This window comes from Cucumibacter marinus DSM 18995, assembly GCF_000429865.1.
In the GTDB taxonomy this organism is placed as follows: Bacteria; Pseudomonadota; Alphaproteobacteria; order Rhizobiales; family Devosiaceae; genus Cucumibacter; species Cucumibacter marinus.
The window spans coordinates 442,057-457,266 of record NZ_AUCR01000001.1 but is presented as its reverse complement, the minus strand read 5'-3'; the positions used below and the strand labels follow the sequence as shown (position 1 = coordinate 457,266).

Genomic DNA, 15,210 nt, shown 5'->3' with positions numbered 1-15,210 from the left:
CGCTCACGCGGAGAGAGGTGTACCCCGTTCAGGCCGAATTGCGAAACCCAGCCACCTAGTCGAGTGCCTTGAAGGCATTGAGCGCCCGTTCGCGGGTCGCTTTGAGATCGGCGATAGGCAGTGGATAGGTTTCGCCTGGCGTCACGTCCGCTTCGTCTAGCACCGATTTGGGTGCGCCTGCGGGATCGTGGACGTGCTTGGCCGGCAGGGCCGCGATTTCGGGCACCCAGCGTCTAACATAGTCGCCATTGGGGTCGAACCGCGCTCCCTGCGTCACCGGATTGAAAATCCGGAAATAGGGCGCGGCATCGGCGCCGCACCCTGCAACCCATTGCCAGTTGGCCGGATTATTGGCGATGTCGGCATCGACCAGCGTATCCCAGAACCATTCTTCGCCCTTTCGCCAGTCGATCATCAGGTTCTTCGCCAGAAACGAAGCGACGATCATACGCACCCGGTTATGCATGGTCCCCGTCGCCCATAACTCGCGCATGCCCGCATCAACCATGGGAATGCCGGTCTCGCCCTTCTGCCAGGCAGCGAGGGCTGCCGGATCGTCGCGCCACTCCATCCCCGCGAACTTTTCCTGCATCGGGTGGATGGTGATGTCCTTGTTATGGAACAAGAGGTTATGGGCGAACTCGCGCCAGGCGATCTCTGAGAGATACTTGTCCGCGGCGTCACCGATCTCCTCGGCATCGGCGGCGAAGCGCACCGCATGCCAGATCTGGCGCGGGCTGATTTCACCAAACCGCAGATGCGGCGACATCAGCGAGGTTGCTGGTCGATCCGGCCGGTCGCGCCCATCCTTGTAGTCGGCCAGGGCCTGATCGACAAAACGGTCGAGCGCGGCTCGCGCACCTGTCTCCCCGGGCGTCCATATGTCGTCGAACTTGTTGGCCCAGTGAGGGACGCTGTAGTCCGCATCGACGTCGGGTGTGTCGATCGGGGTGTCGCGCCGTTCGACCGCTTGCGGCCGCTCGAAATCGATTTGCCGAAGAGCCTTCCAGAACGGCGTGAAGACTTTGTAGTGCCCGCCTGACCCTGTCTTGAGCTCGAACGGTTCGACAAGCAGCCGCGTATTGTAGCTTTGGACCGCGATCCCGCTATCCTTGAGCGACGCCTTGATCCTGGTGTCGCGATCGCGGTCCGCAGGGCCATAGCGGCGGCCCCAATAGACAGCGCCGGCATCGGTCTCTGAAATTGTGCGCTCCAGCACCTTTGCCGCTTTGCCGGTCTTGACCGCAAGCGGCACTCCGATCCTCGCAAGGTTGGCCGCCAAAGCCTTGAGTGAGTGGTGAAGCCACCACCGGGCCGCGCCGCCGGGCTGCCGTGCATCGGCGTCCGTTTCATGGATATAGAGTGCGAGGACGCGCTTGTGAACGCGCAGCGCGGCGTTGAGCGCCGCATGATCGCTCACCCGCAGATCTTCACGCATCCACACGATGCCGGTTCTGGATTTACCGATCTCGGACATGAAATAGTTTTCTCCGCTTTCCGGCCAACGCCAACCGGTGTTTTCGGATCGTGCAGGGGCGGCGAAAATCGTGGCCGGGCAATTGCTTGAACGCGAAAACCACGCATTTGGATCATGAAAAACCGGGGTTCTGCGGCTTGCGGGGGGCAGGGACGCGGCGTATTTCAACACCACGCGACACAAACGGGGTAACCCATGACACTTGAGGCCGGCCTGCCCACGCACCTCGATGCGTTAGAAGCAGAAAGCATTGAAATCCTGCGCGAAACCGCCGCGTCCTTCGAGCGGCCGGTGATGATGTATTCCATCGGCAAGGATTCAAGCGTGTTGCTGCATCTGGCACGCAAGGCCTTCTATCCCTCGAAGATCCCGTTCCCGCTCCTGCATGTGGACACCACCTACAAGTTCCGCGAGATGATCGCGTTCCGGGACAAGACGGCCGAGGATTACGGCTTCGAGCTGATCCGGCACACCAACATTGAAGGGGTGCGCGACGGCATCAATCCATTCGATCATGGATCCGCCTACACCGACATCATGAAGACCCAGGCGCTACGTCAGGCGCTCACGGAGGGTCAGTACGATGCCGCGATCGGCGGTGCGCGCCGCGACGAGGAGAAGTCCCGCGCCAAGGAGCGGGTCTTTTCGCACCGCAATGCGCAGTACGCCTGGGACCCCAAGAACCAGCGGCCCGAACTCTGGCGGACCTACAATACGCGTATCGCCAAGGGCGAGAGCATGCGGGTCTTCCCTTTGTCCAACTGGACCGAACTGGACATCTGGACCTACATCTACGCCGAAGAAATTCCGATCGTGCCGCTCTATTTCGCAGCGAAGCGCCCGGTTGTCGAACGCTCGGGTACCCTCATTATGGTCGATGACGACCGCATCCCGCTCGAGCCCGGCGAAACCCCGCGCGAAGAAATGGTGCGGTTCCGCACGCTCGGCTGTTACCCGCTGACCGGCGCGATCAAGTCGAATGCTGAAACGCTGCCCCAGATCATCATGGAGATGAACCTCGCCCGCACGTCCGAGCGCGAGGGCCGGCTGATCGACAGCGATCAGGCCGCCTCCATGGAGAAGAAGAAGCAGGAAGGCTATTTCTGATGGATATGCTCGCCGATTTTCCGCGCACCGACGCAGAAATCGCCACCTGGCTCGAACAACAGACCCACAAATCGATCCTCAGGTTCCTGACCTGCGGGTCGGTGGACGATGGCAAGTCGACCCTGATCGGCCGGCTGCTCTACGATAGCCAGCTTATCCTCGACGATCAGCTTGCCGCTCTCAAGAATGAGAGCCGCAATCGCACGACCGGCGAGGAGGGGCTCGACTTCTCGCTTCTGGTTGATGGTCTGGCCGCCGAGCGCGAGCAGGGCATCACCATCGATGTGGCCTATCGCTTCTTCACCACCGACAAGCGCAAGTTCATCGTCGCCGACACCCCCGGTCACGAGCAGTACACCCGCAACATGGCCACCGGCGCCTCGACCGCCGATCTCGGGCTGGTGCTGATCGATGCGCGCAAGGGCGTCCTCACCCAGACCAGGCGCCACACCTTCATCCTTTCGCTACTGGGCGTCCGGCATGTGGTGCTGGTCGTCAACAAGATCGACCTTGTCGATTATTCCGAGGAACGCTTCCGCGAGATCGAGGCCGAGTATCGCGCCTTTGCCGACACGCTGGGCTTCGAGACGCTCGAGGCGCTGCCGGTTTCCGCGCTCAAGGGCGACAACATTGTGCTGCCGAGCGAGAACACGCCGTGGCACAAGGGCCCGCAGCTCGTGCCTTACCTTGAAGATATCGAGGTGGCCTCCGATCAGGCCGCGTTGCCCTTCCGCTTCGCGGTGCAATGGGTCAACCGCGCCAGCCTCGATTTCCGGGGTTTCTCGGGCACCATCGCATCGGGCTCGATCGCCGTGGGCGATGAAGTCCTCGTCGCGGCTTCGCGCATCCCGGCCAAAATCAAGCGCATCGTCACCATGGATGGCGATCACGAGACCGCCTCTGCCGGCGCGGCGGTGACGCTGGTTCTTGATCGCGAGATCGACATTTCGCGCGGCGACGTGCTGACAAAGCCCGGCGAAACGCCTGAATTCTCCAATCAGTTCCAGGCCCGTGTGGTGTGGATGAATGAATCCCCGGCCATCCCCGGCCGCACCTATCTGTTGAAGGTTGGTAGCCAGACGGTTCCGGCGACGCTGACCAATCTCAAGCACCGCATCAATGTGAACACGCTTGAACAAAGCGCGGCCCGTCACCTCGAACTCAATGAGGTGGGGACGGTCACCATTGCGACCGACAAGCCGGTCACTTTCGATTCTTATGCGGACAATCCGCTGACTGGCGGATTTATCCTGATCGACAGGATCTCGAATGCCACATTGGGGGCAGGGACCATCGATTTCGGCCTGCGTCGCGCGCAGAACCTGACCTATCAGTCCTTTGACGTCACCCGCGATGTCCGGGCGGAGCAAAAAGGCCAGAATCCCAAGATCGTCTGGTTCACCGGCCTTTCCGGCTCGGGCAAGTCGACCGTGGCCAATCTCGTCGAAAAGCGTATTACCGCCGAGGGCAAGCATACTTATGTGCTCGACGGTGACAATGTGCGCCACGGCCTCAACAAGGATCTCGGCTTCACCGATGACGATCGTGTCGAGAATATCCGCCGCGTCGCCGAGGTTGCCAAACTGATGGCCGATGCCGGTTTGATCGTGCTGGTTTCGTTCATCTCGCCCTTCCGCAACGAGCGGCGCATGGCGCGCGAGATCGCCGGCGATATCGAGTTTGTCGAGGTTTTTGTCGACACCCCGCTCGAGGTCTGCGAGGCACGTGACCCCAAGGGGCTCTATGCCCGGGCACGCAAAGGCGAGATCAAGAATTTCACCGGTATCGACAGCCCGTTCGAGCCGCCCGAACGCGCCGATCTGGTGTTGCCCGGCGCCGAAGCCGAACCCGAGGAACTGGCCGACCAGCTCTATCACCGGCTGTTTGGCTAAGCCGCACGTCTATCCCTCAACCCTCATCCTGAGCCTGTCGAAGGACGAAGGGCGAGGGAGAGGGCTGAGGCAGCGCCCCTTACGCCCCGAGCGCCAGCTTGATAACGGCCCCGATCAGCACCACGACGGCGACGCCCGCCGCCCAAAGGCCGACGAACCAGATCAGCCGCGAGGAAAGCCCCGACCTCGCCATTAGTGGTAGCCTTCCTCGGGGTCGACCTTGCCGCGGAACACCCAATAGGCATAGGCGGTGTAGATCAGGATGATCGGCACCAGCACCACGGCGCCGGCCAAGAGGAACCCGAGGCTCTCCGGCGGTGCCGCGGCTTCCTGAATGGTCAGCGCACCGGGGACGATATAGGGAAAGAAACTGATCCCGAGCCCGGTGAAACTCAACGCGAACAGCCCCAATGCGGCAAGGAAGGGGGCGGTGTCGCGTTGGGCAGAAAGCGACCGCCACAGCCACCAGAAACAGGCCAGCACCAGAACCGGCACGATTCCGGAGAACAGCATGGTCGGCCACTTGAACCAGCGTTCGAGATAGATCGGGTTGAGGAAAGGTGTCCAAAGGCTCACCGCGCCGATCAGTGTCAGCATGCCGAGCGCAGACAATCGGGCAACCTTTTGCGCAATGTCCCGCAGGTTACCCGTGGTCTTCATTACCAGCCATGTCGAGCCAAGCAGGGCATACCCGGTGGCCAGCGCAACGCCGGTCAAAAGGCTGAACGGGGTCAGCCAGTCCCACCAGCCGCCGGCATAGGCGCGGTCTTCTATGACGATGCCTTGTACCAGCGCGCCAAGCGCGATCCCCTGCATGAAAGAGGCGATCAGCGACCCACCGAAGAACCCTGCATCCCACCAGGAGCGGCCCCGCTTGGTCCGCCACCTGAATTCGAAGGCCACTCCCCGGAAGATCAGTGCCAGCAGCATGGCGATAAGCGGGGCATATAGAGCCGGCAGCACGGTCGCATAGACCACCGGGAACACGGCCATCAGCCCGCCGCCGCCCAGCACCAGCCAGGTCTCGTTACCGTCCCAGACCGGGGCGATTGAATTCATGGCGACGTCCCGGTCACGCCCCTTGAACAGCGGAAACAAGATGCCGATGCCGAGATCGAACCCGTCCAGCACCACATAGGCGAAGACCGAAAAGGCGATCAGCCCGGCCCAGATCAGCGCCAGATCAACCATGATTGCCCCCCGCGCTGGTCGCCTCGACCGCCTGCGCGGGGGTCAAACCCGCTGCGCGCGTTGGCACTTTGTCTTCCTCGGTATCCGGTGTGTCGGGTGGCTTGCGCATCAGTCTCAGCATGTAGAAGACGCCCGCACCGAAAACCAGAAAATAGACGATGACGAAGGCGAGAAGCGATGCGCCGACGGCGGGCGCCTCGATCGGCGAGGCGCTCTCGGCAGTCCGCATCAGGCCATAGACCGTGAAGGGCTGCCGCCCGACCTCGGTTGTCACCCATCCGGCCAATACGGCGATGAACCCGGATGGGCCCATCAGGACAGCGGCGCGGTGGAGCCACTTGTCGGAATAGAGATCACCGGGCCCGAAGCGGCGGAACAGCGACCAGGCGCCGATGAACAGCATCAGGAAACCAAGTCCGACCATGATCCGGAAACTCCAGAACACGATCTCGGCAGGCGGACGGTCCTCCTTCGGGAAGGCCTTCAGACCCTTGACCTCGCCATCGAGATGATGAGTGAGGATCAGTGAACCCAGCTTGGGAATTTCGAGCGCGAAGCGCGTTTCCTCTGCCTCGTCGTCCGGCAGTCCAAACAGAATGAGCGGTGCACCATCCTCATGGGTTTCGTAATGCCCTTCCATCGCCGCCACCTTGGCCGGCTGATGCTCGAACGTGTTCAACCCGTGCAGGTCACCGGCGAAGATCTGGATAGGGGCAACGATTGCCGCCATCCACATTGCCATGGAGAACATGATCCGGGCAGGACGCCCGCCGCGCTTTCTGAGGAGGTGAAAGGCCCCAACGGCGCCGACCACAAAGGCGGTGGTCAGGTAAGCAGCCAGAACCATGTGAACGAGCCGGTAGGGGAAGGAGGGTGAAAAGATGATGGCCCACCAGTCCTGCGGGATGAATTGGCCCACCTCGTTGATCACGTGCCCTTGCGGCGTCTGCATCCAGCTGTTCACGGCCAGGATCCAGGTCGCGGATATCAAGGTGCCGACAGCCACCATCACGGTTGCGGTGAAGTGCAGTTTGGGCCCCACTCGATTTAGGCCGAACAGCATAACTCCGAGGAAACCGGCTTCGAGGAAGAAGGCGGTGAGCACCTCATAGCCCATGAGCGGTCCGATCACGGGTCCCGCCTTGTCGGAGAATTCGGCCCAGTTGGTGCCGAACTGGTAGGACATGACAATGCCCGAGACGACCCCCATGCCGAAGCTGAGGGCGAAGACCTTCTTCCAGTAGTCGAAGATGGCCATGTAGACCGGGTCGCGACGGATCAGCCACAGCCCCTCGAGGACTGCGAGATAACTCGCCAGCCCGATCGAGAAGGCCGGGAAGATAATGTGGAACGAGACCGTGAACGCGAACTGGGCTCGCGCCAGCATCAAGGCATCGAAACCTTCGAACATGACGGCATTCTCCCGTTTCCGCCTCGCCGGTTGCCGAGCCGGCGAATGGGTCTGTGGATGAGCTTGATCCTTAAATCAGGACTTTGCACTGGGACCAATTGCCTCGCACGGTCCGACCTTAAGCATTCATTATGCATAGGAAAGAATTCAGGGATTCAACGCGTGTAGAAATATGGTCTTGGCAACTTTTTCCGGCCAAGCTCGATATCCATCGCGCCCCATGGTCGCGCCAGATGCCACACGAACCGCCGGAGCCCGGGCCTCCCGGACTTTTTCATGATCCAAGTATTGTCCTGTATCGCTTTCGATCACGAGCCGTGGATTCTGCTGCTTGCTGCAACCTGTTGCGTTCTCGGGTCCTGGGTGTCCGTCCAGCTGCTCGGCCGCGCCAAGGCGACAAAAGGCACGCACCAGGCCGTGTGGACGGCGGTGACCGGTATCGTGGCCGGTACGATGATCTGGACAACCCATTTCGTGGCCATGATCGGTTTCGATCCGGGTGTTGAAAGCGGGCATGACGTAGTACTGACGGCAGCCTCTCTTCTGGTGGCCATGGCCGGCGCGACATTGGCTGTGGGACTGATGACCCGCAAATCGGGCTGGTACTGGCCGGAAATTGGCGGCGCGTCGCTCGGCCTTGGTATTGCACTCATGCATTACTGGGGCATGGCAGGCTATGTTGTCGCTGCTCAGGTCAGCTGGGATCAGACGCTTGTGGCGTCGTCTGTCTTTTTTGGCGTCACGCTGGGCGTGATTGCCGCCAACCAGTTGATGCGTGGCGAAGGCCTTGGTCGCATGATCCGCGGCGCCAGCCTTCTGACGGCTTCGATCTGTGCGCTGCATTTCATCGGCATGGGCGCCATGACCATCATGCCCGACCCGAGCGTCGCGGTGCCGCCGTCGCTGCTGCCGGACGAAGTTCTCGTTCTTGCCGTCGTGGTGATGATGGCCATCATTCTCGGTGTCGGGGCGTCGAGCTACTTCCTCGACACCCGTTCGGAGGCCCACGCGGCAGAGCTCTACCGTGAGATGGTCCAGTCGGACCAACTGACCGGCCTGCCGAACCGCGCTTTTCTGACCGCCCAGATCGATCGCGAGCTTGGCGAAATCAGCGCCCGCAATTCGCGGATCGCGATCACGGTTTTCAACCTCGATCGCTTCAAGGACATCAACGAGGTCCACGGCTATGCCATGGGCAATGCGGTGCTCAAGACTGTCGCCCGCCGGGCGAGGGCAGTCCTGCGCGACGGCGAGGTTCTCGTCCGCCTCGGTGGCGACGAGTTTGCCGCCCTCAAGCTGGAGGCCGAACGCGATTCCGTTGTCGACGAATTCATCGCGCGCCTGGAAACAGCATTGCGCAAGCCGGTCGAAAACGGCGGCTTCAACTTTCGACTTGTTGCCAGCTTTGGTGTCGTGACCTTCCCCGATTGCACCGGCAGCGCCGATGAGTTGCTGACCTTCGCCGATCAGGCCATGTTCCGGGCCAAGCGCTCGGTTACCTCCAAGGTCTGTCACTACGATCCGGCGATGGACGGGTCCAAGCGCTCCGAACGTGCCCTGGTCATGGATCTGCACCGCGTTCTCGAACGCGATGAGCTGGTCTTGCATTACCAGCCCCAGATCAACGTTGCCTCGGGGCGTCTGGTCGGTTTCGAGGCGCTTGTGCGCTGGAACCACCCCAAACGCGGCATGGTGCCACCGGGCGAGTTCATTCCCTCCGCGGAGGAGACCGGTCTGATCCTGCCGATTGGTGCCTGGGTTCTGCGTGAAGCCTGTGCGACAGCGGCGACCTGGCCCGGACACCTCAAGATTTCCGTCAACGTGGCCTCGGCACAGTTCCATATCGGCAACTTCGCTCAGCTTGTGGCCCAGACTCTGGCTGACACTGGCCTCGCGCCCGAGCGGCTTGAGCTCGAAATCACTGAAACGGGCATTCTCGACAACACGCTCGGCACCATGCAGGTCGTGCACCAGCTCAAGGCGCTGGGCGTCACCATTGTCATGGACGATTTCGGTACGGGCTATTCCTCCCTGTCGACACTGCAGTCTTTCCCCTTCGACAAGATCAAGATCGACCGCTCTTTCGTGTCGTCACTGACGACCTCCAAGCAGTCGGCCGCCATTGTCATGGCCACCATGATCCTGGCCAACAGCCTCGACATTCCGGCGCTCGCCGAAGGGGTTGAGGACGAGGAGACGCTCGATCATCTAAAGGCGCGTGGTTGCGAAGAAGCACAGGGCTACTTCATTTCCCGGCCCGTGCCACTGCATCAGGCCCAGACCATGATCGATGCAGACGAGAGCCAGGCCGGGCTTGAAGGCCGAAAGGTCGGCCGGTTCACCGTCCTCGGCTGATCCTGCGGCCCGATCTTCCGGGCAATCAGAATGTAAAATCAATTGCTTGCCGTGCCATTCGTTCGGTGCGCTAGTAATTTTACGTATGCATCAACATACTTAACTTGATAACATACTCTCATCTGATTTTTTCTTTTACGTACAAGTATTTATCAGCCGGTATATATTATCGTCATTACTCGTTAATACAGTTGAGGTGAAATAGAAAAAACGGGGCGTCAGCATACGGAGACTCTGCTCAACAAGCGGGAGTATGCGACATGAAATTGAACATCCTTTCTGGCCGCGGCGGCAGTGCGGCGAAGGATGCAGAAGCGGTAGTAGAGGCCTTATCCAAATCGCAGGCGGTCATCACGTTTGACGCCGACGGCACAATTATCGAGGCCAACGAAAACTTCTGCAAGACAATGGGCTACGAGCGCGACGAGATCGTCGGGCAGCACCATCGCATGTTTGTCGAACCGGGCCATGCGGAAAGCAGGGAATACAAGGAATTCTGGGAACGGCTCGGTCGCGGCGAGTTTGACCGTGCGGAATACAAGCGGATCGCCAAGGGCGGTCGCGAAGTCTGGATCCAGGCCAGCTACAATCCGGTGGTCAATTCGGCGGGCAAGGTGGTGCGAGTCGTCAAGATCGCGACCGACGTGACCGAACGGCGTCTGGCTCAGGCCGATGCCCGTGGACAGCTCGATGCGCTGTCCAAGTGCCAGGCCGTCATCGAATTCGACATGACCGGCAAGATTCTGACTGCCAACGAGAACTTCTGCAACGCAATGGGCTATTCCCTCGATGAAATCGTGGGCAAGCACCATTCGATGTTTGTTGATCCCGACTATGCCAAGGGCCGCGAATACCGCGAGTTCTGGGACCATCTCAATCGGGGCGAATACCATTCTGCCGAGTATTTGCGTTTCGGCAAGGGCGGCAAGGAGGTCTGGATCCAGGCGATCTACAGCCCGATCCTTGATCTCAATGGCAAGCCTTTCAAGGTTGTAAAATTCGCCAATGACGTTTCCGAGATCGCCGCCCGCAAAGTGGCCATCGCAACGCTTGGTGAGCATCTCAACAAGCTCTCGCAGGGCGATCTGACGGCCGCGATCGAATCCGAGTTTGAAGGCGAGCTCGACCAGTTGCGCATGGCGTTCAACGGGTCGCTCAAGACCTTTGCGGAAACCATTGCCAAGGTAAAGACCACCTCGGCGGGCTTGCGCACCGCGACCGGTGAAATCCTGTCCGGCGCCAACGACCTCTCCGAACGCACCACCAAACAGGCGGCGACCATCGAGGAAACTTCGGCGGCGATGGAACAGCTCGCCGGCACGGTCACCGAGAATGCCAAGCGGGCCGAAGCGGCCAAGCAGCGAGCGCGTGATGCCTCGACCACGGCGGAAAAGGCGGGGCGTGTGATGGAAGGCGCCAACGGCGCCATGGAGCGCATCTCGTCATCCTCCACCAGGATCTCAAACATCATTGGCATGATCGATGACATTGCCTTCCAGACCAATCTTCTGGCGCTCAATGCATCTGTTGAGGCCGCGCGCGCCGGCGATGCCGGCAAGGGCTTTGCCGTGGTGGCGGTCGAAGTGCGCCGGTTGGCACAATCCGCGGCGGAGGCCTCCTCGGAGGTGAAGTCGCTGATCGATCAGTCGTCCTCCGAAGTGGGTGAAGGCTCGCGACTTGTGGCGGAGGCCGCGGAGAAGGTGACGACCATGCTCGATGGTATCCGGGAGAATGCCGACTTCATTTCCGAAATCGCCGAGGCGAGTCAGGAACAGTCGAGCACGATCTCGGAAGTCTCGATGTCTGTGCGCCAGATCGATGAAATGACCCAGCACAATGCTGCGCTTGTCGAGGAAACCAACGCGGCAATCGAGCAGACGGAGAACCAGGCCAACGAACTGGATGATTTGGTTGATGTGTTTGTGGTCGACGATGGTCACCGCGCGCAGCTTCAGGGGCGTGGCATTTTGCTCCATCCTCACGAAAACGAGGAGGACGCGACCGGCGGCAGCCGGGCCGCGGCCTGACCGCGGGCCGGTCCGCCGGGGGCAGGGCGCGTCGCAGTGCCGTGCCCTTGCTGATGTCGGGCGTGCCCGGAAGCGCGTTATGGCGCCTGCCGGGCCCACCTGCCAGCACGATGCACACGCCAATTCGGCCGAACGCAACGGTTCAGCAGAAGCAGATAAAGCATTGATGGTGAAGGAGGATGGCTCCCCGGGCCGGACTCGAACCAGCGACCCAGCGGTTAACAGCCGCTTGCTCTACCAACTGAGCTACCGGGGATCACCAAAACCTCGCCAGTGGCGAAGTGGGGGCGGATGTAACGCGTTTGATCCGGTTTGCCAAGACCCCAATTGACAACTTCTTGGCACGAACCAGGTTTTCTTCACGGCCGGGGCGGCGGGGTCGGGTTAGTCCCGGTTCCGCGCAAGGTGCTTTCGAGCCCTGATCAGGTCGCCGACCCGGTTGATGTTGAAAAAGGGATTGTCGTCCCGGTCCGCGTAATCCAATGGCAGCCACCGCAAAATGTCGAGAAAGCCGCGGACGCTGCGGTCCGGATTGTGCGCCAGATGGTCCGGCAAACGGTCCAGAGCTGAACGCCGCCACAATGCGCAAACCGGGTAGAGCGTGTCACCTGAAGATCCCACGACCGCATCGGTGGCATCGCCGGCCTTGCCCAGCGCGCGCGTGACGAAATCCGTAGGGAAGAAAGGAGAATCGACGGGTGCGGTGACCAGCCATTCCGGCGGGACGGCAGACGTACCGGCATGTGTATACGCTGCCAGCAGGCCCGATAGCGGACCACCGCCATCATCCTTGAGAAGGGCCAGGCCGGGCAGGGTGGTTTCACCGCCCGCCACGACGGCGGCCTCGGTTTGAGGCCCCAGGCGCGCGGCGGCGTGCTCGAGTAGCTTTTGTCCGCCCAGGCGCAGCCGCGCCTTGTCCACATTCCCGAGCCGCCGGCCTTGGCCGCCTGCCAGAATCACGCCTGAAATATGGGGATTGTCCGGCATGGGAACGCCGTTTTCACAAAGGAAGGCTTGGAGGCCACGCCCGGAATCGAACCGGGGTACACGGATTTGCAGTCCGCTGCGTAACCACTCCGCCACGTGGCCCCAAACAGACCGGGGTCGTAAGTCAAAAGCCGGGCATGTGCAAGACGCAATCGATGCCCGGATTGCCCCGCAGATGATTTCTGTCGCAGGATAGCAGGGCAGCGGTCGCAAGCCACACTTGCGCTGCTGAACGCCCGGCGATATGCAACCGGCAACTGATACCGCCCGCGCGAGGCCCCAATGACCGATTTCGCCAAACACCGCACCGCCATGGTCGACAGCCAGCTTCGGCCGAATGACGTGACCGATCGGCGTATTCTCAACGTCATGGGAAGCGTGCCGCGCGAGAGCTTCCTGCCGGAGGATCGTCGCGCCCTGGCCTATATCGATGAAGACCTCCCGGTCGGATCGAGCGTTGCGCCGCGGTTCCTGCTGGCTCCCATGCCCTTTGCCCGGCTGGTTCAACTCGGTGAAGTCGGCAGCGATGACGTCGTTCTCGATATCGCCTGTGGTACCGGCTATTCGGCAGCGGTGCTGGCGCAGCTCGCCTCATCCGTCGTTGCCATTGAGGACAATGAGGCGCTGGTCGAACTCGCCAACGAGAACCTCGCGGCCCTCGATATCGGGAATGCGGCTGTCGTTCAGGGTGAGCTCACCGGCGGCGTGCCGAGCGAGGCTCCCTTTGACGTCATCATCATTGAAGGCGCCGTCGAGGAAATCCCCGAGGAGCTGTTTGCCCAGCTCAAGGAAGGCGGACGCCTGGTGGCTATCGAACGTTCCGGCGCGGTCTTTGTGGCGGCGGTCTACATTCGCTCCGGCGACGAGTTCACCAAGCGCGTGGCCTTCAATGCCGGGGTGCCGTCCCTCAAGGCTTTTGCCAAGGCGCCGCAGTTCCAGTTTTGAGGGGCTCGCTGGCACTCTCGCGCAAAATATGCGTCCCTTGCTGACCCGTCCTGTTGCACTGCCACCACTTTGAACCAAATTATGGTGACCGCACAGCGATGTGAGACCGGTTCGCTTGAGTGTCGAATCGGGGACGGCTAGTTTGGTGCAATAGTTTAGCAATGGCGCTCGCGTAGTGTGAGGGCAGTACACTTGAGGGAGTATTCGTGGTGCATTTCCCGCGACGTATTGTGATGTTCGCTGCCGCCCTGGCAATTTCGACCATCCCGGCATTTGCCGAGAGCCTCACCGAGGCGATGGCCCGCGCTTACGCCAACAACCCCACGCTGGCTTCGGCCGTTTTGAGCGTCAAGATCGCCTCTGAGGACATTGCCCAGCGCAAGGCCGGGAAGCGACCCAATATCAGCCTCTCCGCCAACACCGGCTATTCCTGGTCAGTCAATGGCGGCACTTTCTCGGACTCCGGTTCGGGCCGGTTGACCCTTTCCTATGATCAGACCCTGTTCGACGGGCTGCGCACCGACGCCCAGATCGATCAGGCCCGTGCGCTCGCCGATGCAGCCTCGCAAGGGCTGCGCAATGCAGAGCAGAACGTTCTCCTGTCTGCCGCCTCCGCCTATATGGACGTCGTGCGTGATACCCAGCTTGCCAGCCTTCGGTCGGACAATGTCGGCTTCCTGCAGGCCCAGGTGAAATCCGCCCGGGACCGGCTTGAGGTTGGCACGGGCACCCGGATCGACGTGTCCCAGGCTGAATCGCGCCTCGCCCAGGCCGTTGCCGCCTATCGCGCCACGGTCAACTCGCTGCAGATTTCGCGCGCCGCCTATACCCGCTGGGTGGGTGTTGAGCCGCGCAACCTCAATTCGGATTTCCGCTTCGGTGGCATCATGCCGGGGAGCCTCGACTCAGTCATGGCGTCGGCCAATGCCAGCCACCCGGCCAATCTCGCCGCGCAGGCCCAGGTCCGCGCCGCCCGCTATGGCAGCGACCTTGCCAACCGCGCTTTCGGTCCGACCCTAAAGCTGGTTGGCTCGATAACCGGTTCGTTCACGGATTCTCCTCCGCCGGGCGCCGCCAACGGTACCATCAGCGGGGATATCGGGTTGCAGCTTGTCGTCCCGATATATGCGGGCGGCTCGATCACCTCGGGCATGAAACAGGCGAACCTCAATCGCACCAAGGCAGAGTTTGATGCCCAGGCGACCATGTTCGAGGTTCGTCAATCGGCCATTTCCGCTTGGTCGGGCTACCAGACCGCGATCGCACAGATTGAGAGCGCTCAGAGCGCCGTCAATGCCGCCCAGTCGGTCCTCAACGGTCGCATCGAGGAGCAGAAGGTCGGTCAGGCCACTGTTCTCGACGTGCTCAACGCCCGCGCCGAACTCACCGGCGCCCGCGAAGCCCTGATCTCGGCGCAGCGCGACAAGATCGTCGCGGCGTTCTCCGTTGTTGCCGCAGCCGGCCGGCTCAGCGCTGCCGAACTCGGTCTGCCGGTGGCCATAAAGACGGGTCAGGCCTATCGCCAGGCTGTCGAAAATGACGCATGGGGCGATATCCGCACCGTTGACTGATCGCTGACGTCGAAAAACCGAACAAGGAACGCCCCGGTCACTCCGGGGCGTTTTTCTTTTTGGCCCAGGCAGCTTTTGGTGCAAGCAGCTTTTGGTGCAAGCAGCTTTTGGTGGATGAAAGGTTAACGCCGGCGTGCCCGGTATTGGGTTATCCCCTGCAGTCGGGATAAGGTGAAATCACCCGAATCAGGCTTGGTCCTGGTTTCGGCGAGTACGCGGCGGCAAGGGGGCCAGGCACGAGACCGAA

10 protein-coding genes and 2 tRNA genes are annotated in these 15,210 nt (G+C 61.3%); 6 read left to right on the top strand and 6 right to left on the bottom strand.

The window, feature by feature from the left end; genetic code table 11:
• Nucleotides 1-55 precede the first annotated feature (55 nt).
• A complete protein-coding gene (locus G489_RS0102350; RefSeq protein WP_029040164.1) occupies nucleotides 56-1,477 on the bottom strand; it encodes a cryptochrome/photolyase family protein in 1,422 nt (473 codons plus the stop codon).
• A 195-nt stretch (nucleotides 1,478-1,672) separates the two neighbouring features.
• Here G489_RS0102350 and cysD point away from each other — a divergent pair, with 195 nt between their 5' ends.
• Together cysD and cysN are read left to right on the top strand one after the other, a co-directional pair.
• Nucleotides 1,673-2,584 (top strand): sulfate adenylyltransferase subunit CysD, encoded by a 912-nt coding sequence (gene cysD, locus G489_RS0102345; protein ID WP_035871188.1) that lies wholly within the window; start codon nucleotides 1,673-1,675, stop codon nucleotides 2,582-2,584.
• Nucleotides 2,584-4,476 (top strand): sulfate adenylyltransferase subunit CysN, encoded by a 1,893-nt coding sequence (gene cysN / locus G489_RS0102340; protein WP_035871186.1) that lies wholly within the window; start codon nucleotides 2,584-2,586, stop codon nucleotides 4,474-4,476. Before cysD ends, cysN begins: the two co-directional genes overlap by 1 nt.
• A 192-nt stretch (nucleotides 4,477-4,668) precedes the next feature.
• On the opposite strand, the gene cydB is transcribed toward cysN, so the two are convergent.
• Both cydB and G489_RS0102325 read right to left on the bottom strand, forming a co-directional pair.
• Entirely contained in the window at nucleotides 4,669-5,670 is a 1,002-nt protein-coding gene (cydB, locus tag G489_RS0102330) for a cytochrome d ubiquinol oxidase subunit II (protein WP_029040160.1), read from the bottom strand.
• Nucleotides 5,660-7,078: a cytochrome ubiquinol oxidase subunit I gene (locus G489_RS0102325; protein WP_029040159.1), complete on the bottom strand. Its 1,419-nt coding sequence runs from the start codon at nucleotides 7,076-7,078 to the stop codon at nucleotides 5,660-5,662. Before G489_RS0102325 ends, cydB begins: the two co-directional genes overlap by 11 nt.
• Nucleotides 7,079-7,354: 276 nt before the next feature.
• On the opposite strand from G489_RS0102325, the gene G489_RS0102320 reads away from it, so the two are divergent.
• Together G489_RS0102320 and G489_RS18745 are read left to right on the top strand one after the other, a co-directional pair.
• Nucleotides 7,355-9,433 (top strand): putative bifunctional diguanylate cyclase/phosphodiesterase, encoded by a 2,079-nt coding sequence (locus tag G489_RS0102320; RefSeq protein ID WP_051332217.1) that lies wholly within the window; start codon nucleotides 7,355-7,357, stop codon nucleotides 9,431-9,433.
• A 260-nt stretch (nucleotides 9,434-9,693) separates the two neighbouring features.
• Nucleotides 9,694-11,460 (top strand): methyl-accepting chemotaxis protein, encoded by a 1,767-nt coding sequence (locus G489_RS18745; RefSeq protein ID WP_051332216.1) that lies wholly within the window; start codon nucleotides 9,694-9,696, stop codon nucleotides 11,458-11,460.
• Between the two features lie 180 nt (nucleotides 11,461-11,640).
• On the opposite strand, the gene G489_RS0102310 is transcribed toward G489_RS18745, so the two are convergent.
• From G489_RS0102310 to G489_RS0102300, 3 genes are all read right to left on the bottom strand, one after another.
• Nucleotides 11,641-11,716, bottom strand: a tRNA-Asn gene (locus G489_RS0102310).
• A gap of 128 nt (nucleotides 11,717-11,844) precedes the next feature.
• Nucleotides 11,845-12,447 carry a molybdenum cofactor guanylyltransferase gene (gene mobA / locus G489_RS0102305; protein WP_029040157.1) on the bottom strand — a complete coding sequence of 201 codons (603 nt, stop codon included), beginning with the start codon at nucleotides 12,445-12,447 and terminating at the stop codon, nucleotides 11,845-11,847.
• Nucleotides 12,448-12,475: 28 nt separating this feature from the next.
• Nucleotides 12,476-12,549: transfer RNA gene (locus G489_RS0102300), tRNA-Cys, on the bottom strand.
• A gap of 180 nt (nucleotides 12,550-12,729) precedes the next feature.
• Here G489_RS0102300 and G489_RS0102295 point away from each other — a divergent pair.
• Complete coding sequence (locus tag G489_RS0102295; RefSeq protein WP_029040156.1) at nucleotides 12,730-13,392, top strand: protein-L-isoaspartate O-methyltransferase family protein; 663 nt, start codon at nucleotides 12,730-12,732, stop codon at nucleotides 13,390-13,392.
• Between the two features lie 233 nt (nucleotides 13,393-13,625).
• Entirely contained in the window at nucleotides 13,626-14,963 is a 1,338-nt protein-coding gene (locus G489_RS0102290; RefSeq protein ID WP_035871182.1) for a TolC family outer membrane protein, read from the top strand.
• Nucleotides 14,964-15,210 lie beyond the last annotated feature (247 nt).

Bases quoted from the DNA above. Each gene is read 5' to 3' on its own strand.
- G489_RS0102350 (WP_029040164.1), bottom strand. From the start codon at position 1,477: ATGTCCGAGATCGGTAAATCCAGAACCGGCATCGTGTGGATGCGTGAA.
- cysD (WP_035871188.1), top strand. From the start codon at position 1,673: ATGACACTTGAGGCCGGCCTGCCCACGCACCTCGATGCGTTAGAAGCA.
- cysN (WP_035871186.1), top strand. From the start codon at position 2,584: ATGGATATGCTCGCCGATTTTCCGCGCACCGACGCAGAAATCGCCACC.
- G489_RS0102325 (WP_029040159.1), bottom strand. From the start codon at position 7,078: ATGTTCGAAGGTTTCGATGCCTTGATGCTGGCGCGAGCCCAGTTCGCG.
- G489_RS0102320 (WP_051332217.1), top strand. From the start codon at position 7,355: ATGATCCAAGTATTGTCCTGTATCGCTTTCGATCACGAGCCGTGGATT.
- G489_RS18745 (WP_051332216.1), top strand. From the start codon at position 9,694: ATGAAATTGAACATCCTTTCTGGCCGCGGCGGCAGTGCGGCGAAGGAT.
- mobA (WP_029040157.1), bottom strand. From the start codon at position 12,447: ATGCCGGACAATCCCCATATTTCAGGCGTGATTCTGGCAGGCGGCCAA.
- G489_RS0102295 (WP_029040156.1), top strand. From the start codon at position 12,730: ATGACCGATTTCGCCAAACACCGCACCGCCATGGTCGACAGCCAGCTT.
- G489_RS0102290 (WP_035871182.1), top strand. From the start codon at position 13,626: ATGTTCGCTGCCGCCCTGGCAATTTCGACCATCCCGGCATTTGCCGAG.